Annotated in this window: 17 protein-coding genes; 13 read left to right on the forward strand and 4 right to left on the reverse strand. The window is 46.6% G+C overall.

The window, feature by feature from the left end:
* From ACTZWV_RS06095 to ACTZWV_RS06105, 3 genes are all read left to right on the forward strand, one after another.
* Nucleotides 1-930, forward strand: a complete 930-nt coding sequence (locus ACTZWV_RS06095) for a TniQ family protein (RefSeq protein WP_444785684.1) — start codon at nucleotides 1-3, stop codon at nucleotides 928-930.
* A complete protein-coding gene (locus ACTZWV_RS06100; protein ID WP_444785685.1) occupies nucleotides 914-2,350 on the forward strand; it encodes a TnsD family Tn7-like transposition protein in 1,437 nt (478 codons plus the stop codon). Before ACTZWV_RS06095 ends, ACTZWV_RS06100 begins: the two co-directional genes overlap by 17 nt.
* A 95-nt stretch (nucleotides 2,351-2,445) precedes the next feature.
* Nucleotides 2,446-2,733 carry a hypothetical protein gene (locus ACTZWV_RS06105; RefSeq protein ID WP_444785686.1) on the forward strand — a complete coding sequence of 96 codons (288 nt, stop codon included), beginning with the start codon at nucleotides 2,446-2,448 and terminating at the stop codon, nucleotides 2,731-2,733.
* 177 nt (nucleotides 2,734-2,910) lie between these two features.
* On the opposite strand, the gene ACTZWV_RS06110 is transcribed toward ACTZWV_RS06105, so the two are convergent.
* Nucleotides 2,911-3,192 (reverse strand): hypothetical protein, encoded by a 282-nt coding sequence (locus ACTZWV_RS06110; RefSeq protein WP_444785687.1) that lies wholly within the window; start codon nucleotides 3,190-3,192, stop codon nucleotides 2,911-2,913.
* A 165-nt stretch (nucleotides 3,193-3,357) separates the two neighbouring features.
* On the opposite strand from ACTZWV_RS06110, the gene ACTZWV_RS06115 reads away from it, so the two are divergent.
* The 5 genes from ACTZWV_RS06115 to ACTZWV_RS06135 all read left to right on the forward strand — a co-directional run bounded on the left by ACTZWV_RS06115 (nucleotide 3,358) and on the right by ACTZWV_RS06135 (nucleotide 8,113).
* Entirely contained in the window at nucleotides 3,358-3,948 is a 591-nt protein-coding gene (locus ACTZWV_RS06115) for a hypothetical protein (protein WP_444785688.1), read from the forward strand.
* A 39-nt stretch (nucleotides 3,949-3,987) separates the two neighbouring features.
* Nucleotides 3,988-5,085 (forward strand): InlB B-repeat-containing protein, encoded by a 1,098-nt coding sequence (locus ACTZWV_RS06120; RefSeq protein ID WP_444785689.1) that lies wholly within the window; start codon nucleotides 3,988-3,990, stop codon nucleotides 5,083-5,085.
* Nucleotides 5,086-5,111: 26 nt separating this feature from the next.
* The gene (locus ACTZWV_RS06125; protein ID WP_444785690.1) at nucleotides 5,112-6,833 is read left to right on the forward strand and encodes a S8 family peptidase; all 1,722 of its coding nucleotides are present in this window, start codon (nucleotides 5,112-5,114) and stop codon (nucleotides 6,831-6,833) included.
* A gap of 392 nt (nucleotides 6,834-7,225) precedes the next feature.
* Nucleotides 7,226-7,621 carry a Rap1a/Tai family immunity protein gene (locus ACTZWV_RS06130; RefSeq protein ID WP_444785691.1) on the forward strand — a complete coding sequence of 132 codons (396 nt, stop codon included), beginning with the start codon at nucleotides 7,226-7,228 and terminating at the stop codon, nucleotides 7,619-7,621.
* An 18-nt stretch (nucleotides 7,622-7,639) separates the two neighbouring features.
* Entirely contained in the window at nucleotides 7,640-8,113 is a 474-nt protein-coding gene (locus ACTZWV_RS06135) for a T6SS effector amidase Tae4 family protein (protein ID WP_444785692.1), read from the forward strand.
* Between the two features lie 119 nt (nucleotides 8,114-8,232).
* Here the strand turns inward: ACTZWV_RS06135 and ACTZWV_RS06140 are convergent, their stop codons facing one another.
* Complete coding sequence (locus tag ACTZWV_RS06140; protein WP_444785693.1) at nucleotides 8,233-8,736, reverse strand: DUF4231 domain-containing protein; 504 nt, start codon at nucleotides 8,734-8,736, stop codon at nucleotides 8,233-8,235.
* A 141-nt stretch (nucleotides 8,737-8,877) separates the two neighbouring features.
* Here ACTZWV_RS06140 and ACTZWV_RS06145 point away from each other — a divergent pair, with 141 nt between their 5' ends.
* On the forward strand, nucleotides 8,878-9,177 hold the full coding sequence (locus ACTZWV_RS06145) for a HigA family addiction module antitoxin (protein WP_019677889.1): 300 nt from the start codon (nucleotides 8,878-8,880) through the stop codon (nucleotides 9,175-9,177).
* A gap of 160 nt (nucleotides 9,178-9,337) precedes the next feature.
* Here the strand turns inward: ACTZWV_RS06145 and ACTZWV_RS06150 are convergent, their stop codons facing one another.
* Nucleotides 9,338-9,685: a hypothetical protein gene (locus ACTZWV_RS06150; RefSeq protein WP_444785694.1), complete on the reverse strand. Its 348-nt coding sequence runs from the start codon at nucleotides 9,683-9,685 to the stop codon at nucleotides 9,338-9,340.
* Between the two features lie 268 nt (nucleotides 9,686-9,953).
* Complete coding sequence (locus ACTZWV_RS06155) at nucleotides 9,954-10,280, reverse strand: nuclear transport factor 2 family protein (RefSeq protein WP_444785695.1); 327 nt, start codon at nucleotides 10,278-10,280, stop codon at nucleotides 9,954-9,956.
* Between the two features lie 93 nt (nucleotides 10,281-10,373).
* On the opposite strand from ACTZWV_RS06155, the gene ACTZWV_RS06160 reads away from it, so the two are divergent.
* The 4 genes from ACTZWV_RS06160 to ACTZWV_RS06175 all read left to right on the forward strand — a co-directional run bounded on the left by ACTZWV_RS06160 (nucleotide 10,374) and on the right by ACTZWV_RS06175 (nucleotide 12,473).
* Nucleotides 10,374-10,700, forward strand: a complete 327-nt coding sequence (locus tag ACTZWV_RS06160; protein WP_444785696.1) for a winged helix-turn-helix transcriptional regulator — start codon at nucleotides 10,374-10,376, stop codon at nucleotides 10,698-10,700.
* Between the two features lie 32 nt (nucleotides 10,701-10,732).
* Nucleotides 10,733-11,044, forward strand: coding sequence for a cupin domain-containing protein (locus ACTZWV_RS06165; RefSeq protein ID WP_444785697.1), 312 nt, complete (start codon nucleotides 10,733-10,735; stop codon nucleotides 11,042-11,044).
* A gap of 15 nt (nucleotides 11,045-11,059) precedes the next feature.
* On the forward strand, nucleotides 11,060-11,608 hold the full coding sequence (locus tag ACTZWV_RS06170; protein ID WP_444785698.1) for a GNAT family N-acetyltransferase: 549 nt from the start codon (nucleotides 11,060-11,062) through the stop codon (nucleotides 11,606-11,608).
* A 70-nt stretch (nucleotides 11,609-11,678) separates the two neighbouring features.
* Nucleotides 11,679-12,473 carry a PhzF family phenazine biosynthesis protein gene (locus tag ACTZWV_RS06175; protein WP_444785699.1) on the forward strand — a complete coding sequence of 265 codons (795 nt, stop codon included), beginning with the start codon at nucleotides 11,679-11,681 and terminating at the stop codon, nucleotides 12,471-12,473.
* The last annotated feature ends 181 nt before the right edge of the window (nucleotides 12,474-12,654 follow it).

A 12,654-nucleotide genomic window follows, 5' to 3' on the forward strand; every position in this document is an offset into this window, starting at 1 on the left:
ATGGAACTGTCATTCACACCGCCGTTATTCCCTGGGGAACACATGCTTAGTGGCGTTGCCAGAAGCTTGCTACTTACGGGCATGAAAAATCTTGAGGATGCCCAACGCCGTTTTCTCGGAAAGTCTGTGCCATTGTCGACTTGGGTACTAGTGCACTCTGCTATGACGTTATATATGCCTGATACCTTGCCGATAAAAGACCGGCAACACTTGCTTGTTAACCATTCTCTTTTGGGTTTTTTTAGCCACAGTTTAAATTATCATAATGTAGTTGCAGCTTTGAAGAATAACATGAACGACCGGACTTTTCCCCGGATCCCACGTATGCAAGAGCTTAGCTTTGCTAAGTTGTGGCGTTACTGTCCGATTTGTGTACATGAAGATGAGCAGCAATATGGCACTGCATTTTGGCGGGTATCTCATCAGCTACATACATCAATTACTTGCGACAAGCACCCAGATTTGAAGTTAATTTACAGTTGCTCGACGTGTGGCGCTGTGACAACGGATTTAAAAGATCATCCTATTCCCACTTTGCATTGCTCTAACTGTAAGGCAATTATTGAGCCTGAAATATTTGAGCATAATGACGTGACAAGATGGGTGCAAAAGAGTGGGCAGCAATTACTACACGATGCAGGCGATCTTAAGACACCTAAGCACCATTACGCTATGCGTTATGGTATTCCTCGTCAAGCTTCGTTAATGGGCGTATGTGCTCCCGAAGTACTTGAAAATGCCCAGAATGACTTCTATCAGTGGTGTTCAGACTATCGTGTTAATACGTACTTTCTTCCCGATCATTCCGAGAACAATTGCAATTTGCTCAATCTCTCTGAAATGATAATTCGTCAGCGTACGTTCCCACCTATCTCATTGCTGTTGGGCTTTAGATTTTTCGGAGTAGAATCGATTGCTGAAATTAAGTAATACAACGCTGACATTTCATCTACCGCTAATGCCTGATGAAACGCTATACAGTTGGTTGGGCCGCTGTGCATATGGCAAGGGATACCCTAGCTTACGTGCTGCGATGCAGGTATTGCTTGGGTCTGAACATAAACAGTTATCTTCGCTGTTTTGCAATGTGGTTCCAGAATTGTCTAAATTGACTCTTATAAATCGCTGCGTGTTGATTGAAGATCATACTATTTTACCGATTTTCAGATCCTTTATAACCGATGGCCTTTATCAGGCAGCTCAAACGGCCATGTTAAGTGGTGAAACTGACGGCCTTAGCAAATTGCTGTCAACTACCGCCAACCGTATGAAGCTAAATCCACCTTTGCGCTATTGTCCGCATTGCAGTGCATTGGATGAAATAAAGTTTGGATTCCCGTATTGGCGGGTAGAGCACCAGTTACCCGGGGTTTACCTGTGCCTCAAACATCAGCAGACATTGCAGGAAGTGGATGTTGCCAGACGCGATTTGGTAATGCCTGGGTGTATCACCAGTGACGCAGAAACGATCCCTGTTGAGTTGCAAAAGCTAGCCCAATTCAGCTTAGGTGCCAGGCATCAGCCGTTATCTCACTTTGACCACCATCGATATCAAAACTGTATTCGGGAAAGACTCAGGCAAAAAGAATATGTCACGGCATCGGGACGGGTAAGGCAAAGCAAGTGGCAGCAAAGTTTTCTTACGTTTTGGCAGCCATTATTGCATATAACCGAGATTTCAGATCTACTGCAGAATGAGGCTGGTTTGTATATACAGTCATTTTGTTACGATGAAAGTAAAACGCTCTCACCACTTAAACACTTTTTATTGCTGGCGCATCTATTTGAGAGCTGGAACAGCTTTACTGCATTTTATGCGCAGTTTGATAGTGTCCCTGTAAAAACGGAATCAGCGTCAGTCAAAGCTTGCAGTATACAAGTGTCGGAATACAAGCCTGAACAGCACGGCAGCCTGAGAAGCTTTGCCAGACGTCTTAACTGCTCAGTTATAACAGCCAAGAAACTAGCGTTGCAACAAGGTGTGCAAATAGATCGACGGCCACAAACATTATTTGGTGCAGAGCGTGATCTTATTACGCAGTTGCTATCAGACGGACTGAGCACCGCGAAAATAGCTAGCAAAATGCTATGCAGTATTGCGGCGGTAGAGCAGATTCTGGCGCAAAATCCTGACATTGTTCAGCAAAGAAGGGAACGGCGAGTGTCCGTTACACGGCAAAAGCACCGTGATGCCATTAAAAAACTTCTCACTATCAAATCTACATGGCGCCGTACCGACGTGCAAAAAGCAGCCAGAACGGCTTACACCTGGCTGTATAAAAATGATTCTGAGTGGCTATATCAGCAGTTACCGGCAGAAACCCCGCGAGAGCAGAGGTGGCTGCACTAGATTATTGGTGAGTTTAGTTTGGCACATTACTTCGCTCAGCTATTGCTCCCGCTGTTAGAAATATTTTCCTTTGAGATAAAAAAGTGAGAGAAAAAATGATATCACCAGCAATTGAGAACGCATATTCAATTACAGAAGTTGTCGAAATAGTAAACGCCGCTAATCGTGACGAGGCTATAGCATATTACGGAGGAACTGAACTTAGGGACGGTGATCAATTGGCAGGACACTACGCTTATGATGCTGCTAAGAATGCTGGTTACGGTATGGAGGAAGCTGACTTTGAAGCTCATCTTGAGTTTCTTAGAGATGCTGGTGCCGTATTTAACTCTACCAAAGCCGTTGCCGAAGCAGTTTGGTTAACAAAGCAAAGCGTTGAGTAAATTTGCGGTTTTTCATGCCCTAAGTCGATTTTTGACATAGGGCAAAAAATCAGTACTTCAGCTTATCGACTGTCAGTGATGCGCTGTTGTTAACACTGCAGCCTTTCAGTAAACCTGCAAATATGTGAAGGGGGGGCTTTCGATCTCACCAGACAGAAATGTTAGAAAATTTACTGACTAGTTCGTTGGTTTAATGCCAACTGTGTGAACCTTCAGCCAATAATCCTGCAAACGATTATCTTTGGTGTTACGGATAGCCCGGTTCAGACTTAACAGTTCTAACGGTTCCCGCCCAAGCATATTGGCTAACTCAAAACATTGGGACTCGCCCATATACGCTCCGCTTCTAACCTGGCTGATATATGCTCTGGAGACATCTAAAAACCTTGCCAGCTCGGCATCACTTTTAAGATCTTTAATTTTTTTCAGTTCATCAAGGTATTGAGATAAAGAGTTCATAGGCCTTCATGCGCAACCAAGTTGCTAAGTAATTACTTGACACATGGAAGTGATTCTCCGTATATTTCGCTAAGTAATTACTTAACATTTGTTCGGTGTAGCTGTGGAAAATCATTGATATTCCGCGGACGGGATTACTTTGCCCGTAATTAGCAGGAGAAAGGAATGGATCTGAACTATAGCGTTTTATCTGGGGTGTATCTGGATGGTACCAAGCATTCCAAGACCCATGTTTATTCGACGGGAAGTGGCACCCGTAATGACCCAGTTAGGGTGCAATCCGCCGAGGTCACGATCCAAGAATTTTGGATCCGGACACCCGATGGTAGTGAGGAAAAAATCACCCTGCAGAATGTCGATGTTGACGCCCGGCATGGTCACGACATTGCGATGGTAATCGCAGAAAATGACGATCAAGCTGCATACATTGGTTATGTCAATTTTACCACCAAACAGAGTTTTTTCTTTCAACGTACCTCCGTGGCGCGAGGCTTTGCTCAAGGGGCTGCTCCTTGTGTTCTGACCATTGTACTGGCGTTTATCGCCGGCGGTGTCGCCGGATACATTGAAGGATTTATGGCTTGCATCGTGGCGTTTGCTGTCGGTTTGGTGGCGAGTGTCGTGGTGCGAAATGTCCACGCAGTCAGTATCGAGGCTGATCTCAGGAAAAAATTCAACGAAATTATCATGGAAGAAGCGCATCTCTATGTACCCAGAGAGAGAACGCAAATTATGGATTCTGTTACCCCTTCGTAAACCGAACGAAATTAACCGTATCAGCAGTAGGAGAACGTTATGTTCAAAAAATTGATATTAGTCAGCAGTGTGTTGCTAGCCGCGGGTTGTGGCGGCGGTAGCGGTAGCGGGGATACTCGTATTGCCGTTACCGCTTCTGCAGGCGAAGGAGGAACGGTATCACCGGCATCCCAGCGCATAGCCAAGGGTACTCAGGCAACGTTAACTGTCGAGGCTGACGCAATTTATACTATCCAAAGCGTTACCGGCTGCGGAGGCGCTTTAGACGGAAATACCTTCCGCACCGGTGTGGTGAATGCCGATTGTGCTGTGACCGCGAGTTTTGCGCTAAAACCGCTAGCGGTTAACCTGGATGCGCTGCCGCAAAGCGTAGCAGAGAACAGCAGCACCTCGCTTAATATTGTCGCTGAAAATGCCAAGAACAGCCCAATTATTACGCTGAAAGCTGTGGGTGGCTATGGGAATAGCTTTGTCACTATAGAGCAAACCAGTGACACTTTATTTAATCTGGTGACACAGAATGTTGACCGGGAGGCAATTGTTGAACTGGAAGTTACTGCGCAGGACGGTAATAACATTAGCCGGGTCACTACGCAGCGTTTTAGCTTGGTGATTGAAAACACGTCATTTGTAGACTCGTTGGCGCGTTACCAAGTCATTGCTGATAACCCCTCGCGCATTCTGGCGCTGACTGAAGAGAAATTGGTCAGCTCAGCATTCCGGGACGCTGCAACCATACTGGCCATTAAAGATAACACAGCACCCGTGGCAGTAGCTGAAAGTAGCAATACTACTTATGCCGAACTCGAATTACAGCTAAGTCAAAACCCAGTTGCTGCCTATCTGTCAGGCAACATCAGTGACACTGAGCTAAGCACGGCGATGGCCAGCATTGAATCACTGATGGCGGCCCATGTTGCGCCCTATATCGCTAGCATTAATCAATCTATGCCAGTTATTGCGGCTCAAGGCGTGCCAGCGGTCACTCCTCAGCAATGGTTTATCAACACCGAATTGAACACGGTTTCATTATTTGTTGGTAACGCTGAGCTCGGTCAGGTGAATGACGGTGCCTGGGCATTTAATTCAGGGTTTGAATATCTTGATGACGTGATTAACAGCGACTGCAGTTTGTAGAGCCCATATATTTAGGATGTACTGATATGAAAAAAACTTCTTTGATGGCGCTCCTACTGGGATGCGCTACCAGTTATCACGTTGCAGCAGAGCGCCTGGTGGTTACCTATGACACCGTCGGCACTGGGCAACACGTAATTGTAGCATCAACAGCAACACCTGAAACCTGCTTGCCATTAACCAGTGGTAACCCCTGGTGTGTGCCGCTACCTCCGCAACAACATATCCAGACTCAACAGTTGAAACAGCCGCCAGCCTATCGCAGTGTGTCACTGCAGGTACCTGCTGAATTATCGCTGGTCGAGGCCAAAGTATTACTGGAAAACACCGGGCTGTATCGTTATGTAGAGCACGACATAATGATTGCTCCCGGCGCCACCTGGAACGAAATCACACCGGACGACACTTATTTTGGCGAACAGCAGTTATATTTCGCAGATAACAGCCCTGATACACCCAATGCGTCTTCTATTTTGAGTATGTGGCGTATGCTCAAAGCGCCGGAGAAAAATGTCCATGTTTACGTGCTGGATGTCGGATTTCGCCTAGGTACCGACATTGACTATGCGCCAGGCTATAACTTTGTCACCTTGGTTGAAGGTGACGTTCGCGGACCGGGTTTTTTAGAAGAAGAATTCGGTGATGGCAGCTGCCCGAATAACCACGGTATAGGGGTGGCTGGCGTTATTGGTGCCAAAATCCACAACGGTTTTGGTGTTACCGGCACCACTGGCGATGTGACTATTCATCCACTGCGTGTCATGCGCTGTGGTAACGGCGTGATGTCTGATGCAGCGGCCGCATTAGATTGGCTAGCGGGTGACAGCCTGGAGAATCTGCCTGATTTTACCGGTGAGCCCGGGATCGTCAATATGAGCTTGGGCGGCAAAGTCGGCGACACCGGTTGTCCATTTTACCTGCAAAGTGCAATCGACAAAGTCACGGCTAAAGGCTTCACGATTGTAGCATCGGCCGGCAACCAAAATGAGGATACGGCCTTATATATCCCAGCCAATTGTGACAATGTTATCACCGTGGGCGCTGCAAACGAGGGGGACGCCTACAATCCCGCTGATATGGCAGGTTTTAGTAACTATGGCGCGCACATTAACGTAATGGCAGTAGGGGATTCTGTTGTGGGCCTGGTGCGTAATGACGACATTGGCTATTGGTCCGGCACCAGTTTCGCCGCGCCGATTGTCGCCGGCATCATTACTAATCTGAGCAAAGATTTTGATTTTATCCCTGCTCAATGGGCTATGCTGGTTGAGTTGTCAACCGTAAGCAACTGGATAGAGGGCGGCCGGTGTGACACATTGGGATGCGGTGCTGGCATTCTGGATGCGGTTAAACTATACAACAATGCACAGGCACTGTCAGAGGGGCGTCTTGACAGTATGAGTTACCTGCTGAACGAACTCTCAAACTGTAACCAAAGTTGGTTTACCGGCACACTGCTAAAATCTAACGCTCCCTGCGGCTGGGTTTTAGTCGATATAAAAACTCTGGGCGAACTGACTGAGCAAGAGCATCTAAAATTATGGTCTGTCGAGCACGGAATGGCTAACACAGCTGAGAATCGAGCACTACACGGCGAATTTACTCAGAACAAATTTAGCATAAGCCGAGACGAAGCCATTGGCCGTGATTTTTACATACAAAAATGCGCAGATACTGGTGACGCCTGTGGTGAGTTCGCAAAGATTGATAGTCGTGAGCTGGAAAATATGCCGGCTGTGTGTCAGTAGACGATGGCAACGAGTGGTGATGTTGGTTGCCCGAAGAATGATATTTTGTTTGAATTTACCTGTCAAACTACTAGTCACAAACTTAATTAAATTGAGTTTTCTGAAAATGGTCTGCAAGTTGGTCAGAGTCACAAACTTGATTAAAAAGCAGGGTGACTTAACTTGTTGATTTTATTAGGGTGCTAGTCACAAACTTAATTACACGCTGACAGTTATGCAGTAACAATAAAACCCCGGCCAGCGTGCCGGGGTTTTTTATCAGCTGTTTTTCAGAATAACCGGCCTTAGGAACCTGCCAATGTTTTATTGTGTAAACAATGTGAATTAAAGGTTTTAATTACGATGCTGATAGGGCAGAATTTCCTATCATGTTCATCTGCCAGAGCCTTCGTATGCAATTTCGCCTATTTGTAGTTACAACCTCCTTGTTTAGTGCGCTGGTAAGCTGCGCTGCATTGGGTACTGCAGAGCAGAATGCCAGAGTGCCGCTGGATCGTCTGCAAGCTCTGAACAGCGGCAACCCTGTTACACCTTTACCGCCGGCCTTTTCAGCTCAGGCAACAAAAGGTATCGCTAATGATCAGCTTGCCATGTATCTGGCCGGTGTAATCGACAGTGGCGAAGGGCAAAGCTGGTGCGTAGCTGCATCTGGTTTGCCACCGCATGAGGTTAATCAGCAGCTGTTGGCGGAGCTACAGCGTGATTTGGAACAGAAGAAATCTGCCGCTACTGCTAATTCCGCAGTATTGCTGGCCAGCAAGCTCAGGACTTTATTTCCTTGTAACTAACTTAAGTAGGGATGCGTTATGTCAGTTATCAAATACCAAGCCGTTGCTGATGCATATGAAAAATACAATGCTTATGGCACCAGCGAACTTTATCAATTACTTGGCTGGGATGATCTTGTTGGGCGGCCTGAGTGGGCCAATACCTGTGCGGTTAGAATGAGCCTGGCACTGATTGAGGCCGGCATGGCAGTATCTGGCCGCGTACAGGTTAAGAAAGGCGATCTTAAAGGAAAATGGGTCGAGCCGGGACAAAACCGTTTATCAGACTGGCTGATCCGCCACCTTGGCGAGCCGGAGGTTTTTCCTTTTGATACCAGCAGCGCCGCAGGCCCACAATCGCTGTATGGTAAAAAGGGCATAGTCTCGTTTATGCGTATCCCAAGTTACTCCGGCGGCCATATCGATTTACTGCAACCTTCAAACGACTACCTAACCTGCAGTCGCAGCTGTTATTTCACCGCTGATGAAGTGCGTTTTTGGCAGCTTAATTAACAGCTAAAATATTGTTTGTTGGAGTTAGACGACATCCCGGCCACCTGTTCGATTTAGCTTTGTGGATTAATTCAGACTTTGAGGTAACCTCGCTTTGCTCTTTAAGTGGGCAAACTGATCTAGTCTTGCTTCTTTGGCCAGTCAACTTTACTGAAATATTCTACTGTTTCGGTTGAGACAATTTTCCCTACTTCTTCCAGTAAACGCTCTGTTGCTTTTCCGGCGGCTTCATAGCGTTCTTTATCAGTATCTAATTTTTTTGCGAACGTTAAGCTAACCTGCCACAAGCCAATTAAGTGCAAAATAGCTAATTCGGAGCGAATAAAGCTCTGCCATTTCTCACCCCATCTATAAAAAGAGTTGAAGCCTGAGGATATCGCAATAGTCATGGCCATTAGAGTGATGTATATATCTTTGCCCTCAATTGTATTTGCAGAAACCACAGGGATCGTTATAGAAAAAACAATAACGATCAGACCAGTAATCCGGAAGAGAATCCTCGGCGCATGTGACTGTTTTTTATACCAGTTGTAACTCTGAACAATTTTTGACTGTACTATCCGGTAGTAAGATTCGAACTCTTCATCATCGTCTGTGTAATCAAGAATTGGATCAAACTTCATTTCATAGCCCTTTTGTTATAGTTAGATGGTTTACTAAAAGTAGTACATCAGTGAAATACGAAAAATGTTAGATACATATTTTATGCCGGTATTGGCTGCTAGCAAGCTTGCAGTTGATCGATTATCACTAATGGGGGAGTTATGTTTAAAAACGGCATGCGCGCAGTACACCCTGGTGAAGTATTGCGTGAAGATTATTTGTTACCACTAAATATGAGTGCTAATGCACTGGCGCAGGCGCTACGGGTAACACCGGCACGGATTAATGAAATAGTGCGGGAAAAACGCGGTGTTACTGCTGACACGGCACTTCGTCTGGCTCGCTATTTTGGCGGCGATGCCCAAAGCTGGCTTAATTTACAGGCGATATACGACCTTAAACTGGCTGAGCAGCAAAGTGGTGAGCAAATCAGCAAAGACATTTCACCTCATGCAGCTTGAACTTAGACATGATTTTTCCAATTAAACGGGCTAGACAAAATTTAACTTTTATCTGACCCTAATAATACTGATTGAGCAATTATATGTCAGTTGTTTGCTATCACTATCATGCAACTTAGCAGTTTTAACTGCTGCAGGGTCAAGTCTGAGCCAGTACATGTTAGAGCATCAGCGACAGTGCCGTTTGTATCTGTTCATCACTTAGATCTTGCTGCTGCAGAGCTTTATTCAGGCTCTGTTGGGCGCCGGCCAGGGCGCTGTTCAGCATGCCCAGCTCAGTTTGCAATAGCTTCAGTTTTTCTCGCTGTTGTTCTGATTGCAGTCCCTCTTGCGAAGCTTTATCTATTTCGGCCTGCTTATCGGCAATTTGCTGCTTAAGATCGCGAATGTTTTTTAATATCTGCTTAATAGTATCCGGCAGGTTGCTGTCATCAATATCTTTATTTTGCTCTGCTTGTTTTGCGTTGGTTTTGCCCAGTTCTGACAAGCTGACATAAACGCCTGGCATAGTGTTTTTTTTGGCAGTTGTAGCGGTTGTATCGGCTTCCGTTTTTGTTTGCTGGTTGAGTTTTAAGCTTGCAGGCTGTGGCTGCAGAGTATTAATTTTCATTAAAAGCAGGCAGTTTAAAAAATTGGTAGTTTTGTGTCGGCGGCAACCGGGAAAACTTTAATACCGCGCAACAGAAAATGAGCTGTCGGGGGCTACCGGGGCCACCAGCCTGGCGGCTGCGTGCTTTATGTTATGCTGTCGGCCCTGTGCCTCTGTATATAACGTATTAAGCAATCTGCAGTGATTGAATTTTGCCCTGGTTCAGCAAGAAGGAATAGCTTAGTTGTATGGGGCTGCCGGGGAAATTGCCGCTAACTTCTGCCGTAACGATTTCATGCTGTTCTTGCCTGGTTGCTTTGATTGGTTTGGCGCTAAAAGCGTATTTCTGCCTGGTGTCGGAAAACCAGGCCGCTATCGCTGCGTGCCCTTGATATGTGCCGCCTTCATCTAATACCACTGCGTCAGTATTAAAACAGTCTTTCAGCCCTGCCGGGTCTGCGGCGTTGCTGATTTCAAAGTACTTTTTGATGGGGTCAGCTAATTGAATGTTCATTGAGATGTCTCCTGTTGCATTGTTGCCCGACAGGAAGTTTCTGCTTAGACTGAGCAACAATCAAGAACGCACAAAAAAGTAAGTGACGTACTTATGCGAAAGATTTATACGCCCTCTACCGCAGCGGCTGATACGCTCGAAGCAATTAAATTGCTGGAGGGAAGCTGGAAGCTGAACATTTTGTATCATTTGTTCGATGGCAAAGTGCAGCGCTATTCTGATTTTGAAAAACTTATTCCCGGGATTTCGCAAAAGATGCTGGCTCAGCAATTAAGAAAGCTGGAAGCTGACGGCATTGTAAGCCGCGAGGTTTATCCGCAGGTGCCACCCAAAGTAGAATACCGGCTGACTGAATGGGGGCAGGCGTTATGTCCTGCTTTGGATGCGCTGTTGCTCTGGGTAGAGCAAAAAGGCCGGTGAAGACCCGAATATCTGCACAGATAAGGTAAACAATGAAAATAATCCGCAGTAAAGACTTTACCGCCAGCCGCGCCTGGGGCGCGTTGGATATTGCCAGTATGAACGGTATTACTACCCGGCTGCACTGGACCAATCAGCCGTATAAATGGCATATCAATGATGGTGAAGAGGTATTTGTACTGCTGGATGGTGCCGTGGATATGCATTACCGCGAAGGTGGTGTAGAGCAGGTTAGCCGGTTAAATGCCGGTGATATTTTTTACGCCGGCATCGGCTGCGAGCATGTTGCTCATCCGGTAGGTGAAGCACGGATTTTAGTGGTAGAAACGGCCGGCAGTGTTTGATAGGTTTTGCAGTATATGACGACAAATATAAGGTTAATGACGCCGGCAGATATACCGGCAGTGGTGGCACTGCAGGATAGCTGCTACAGCGATGCGCTGTATGAAAGCCCGGCATTGCTACAGCAGCGCTTAAGCTCAGCTGCCGGTAGTTGCTGGCTGGTTGAAAACGCTGATGGCCGGTTGTTGGCGTATTTGTTCAGTTATCCGTCAATAAATGGCTATGTTACGCCGCTGGCGTCGGCTTTTGCGCCGGCTGCCGCGCCGCAGCTGTTGTATTTGCACGATATGGCGGTAAACCCCGCTGCGCGTGGTTTGGGGCTGGCCAACCGCTTACTGGCAACGGCAAAGCAGCATGCGTTAAGCCTAGGGCTGACAAAACTGGCGCTGGTGGCGGTGCAGGGCTCGGTGCCGTATTGGCAGCACCACGGTTTTGCTGTAGTTAACGAACTGTCGGATAGCGCGATAAGTGCGCTGGCCGGTTATCATGGCGAGCAGGCGTGTTATATGCAATTAGCTCAGATCACCCCGGAACCCGGAAGAATGTTATTTATATCAAATGACTAGTGTAAACTCTGGTTCATGTGAAAAACCCGTGGCCATGGTATGGCATAAACAGTGACCCCCTAAGGAGTCTGTGTTGGAATTAGATATTTATATTGTTGATGCTTTTACCCAACAGCAGTTTAAAGGCAATTCTGCTGCTGTGGTGCCTCTACAACAATGGCTGTCGGGTGAGTTAATGCAAAGCATTGCTGCAGAAAATAATCTTTCAGAAACCGCTTTTATCCGCGGCTTATCAGCCAATAAATATGAGATCCGCTGGTTTTCGCCGTTAACCGAAATCGACTTTTGTGGCCACGCCACGTTAGCGGCATCCTATGTAATATTTAATCATCTGGGCGGGCAGGGTGAAATTGAGTTTTTAACCTCGCAAGTGGGCGCACTGTTGGTTAATCAGCATAGTGACGGCAGAATTGAAATGAGCTTTCCTAACCAATGCCCGCAAGTTGTTGAGCAGGTGCCGGCTGCGTTGTTAGCCGGTTTGTCAGTGAAACCAATACAGGTATTAAAAAATCGCCAGGCCTATTTTGCGGTAATGGCATCGGAACAGGATGTTAAAAGCCTGAGCTATTCTTCAGAACAGCTGAAACAGTTAGCCCCCTTTGATGTAGTCGTTACCGCTAAAGCCAACGAATATGACTTTATTTCGCGCTACTTCTGGCCCGCCAACGGTGGCGATGAAGACCCGGTAACCGGGTCAATTCATGCCGGGCTGGCGCCTTATTGGGCGAAACAACTGGTTAAATCTGATTTGGTGGCTTACCAGGCATCACAGCGCGGCGGCATTTTATTTTGCAGCCTTAGCCATGACCGGGTGCTGGTGTCAGGGTTTGCGGTGCTGTATTTAAAAGGCACCGCTTATATTTAGTGATGCAAGAAATACGATTAAATTTGCCACTTCAACAGGTTTAGGCGGTCGCCCGATTGGGATGCCGCCAAGCGCGGCTATAACGGTTTGCTTGCCTTGCTTATAATTGATGCCTTCTTGCTGATCTACAATAAACACAAATGATAACGATTGTTAATTGCTTTTGTGCTGCCTATAATAC

The sequence above is a fragment of the Rheinheimera sp. NSM genome (genome assembly GCF_052380015.1).
GTDB lineage: Bacteria > Pseudomonadota > Gammaproteobacteria > Enterobacterales > Alteromonadaceae > Alishewanella.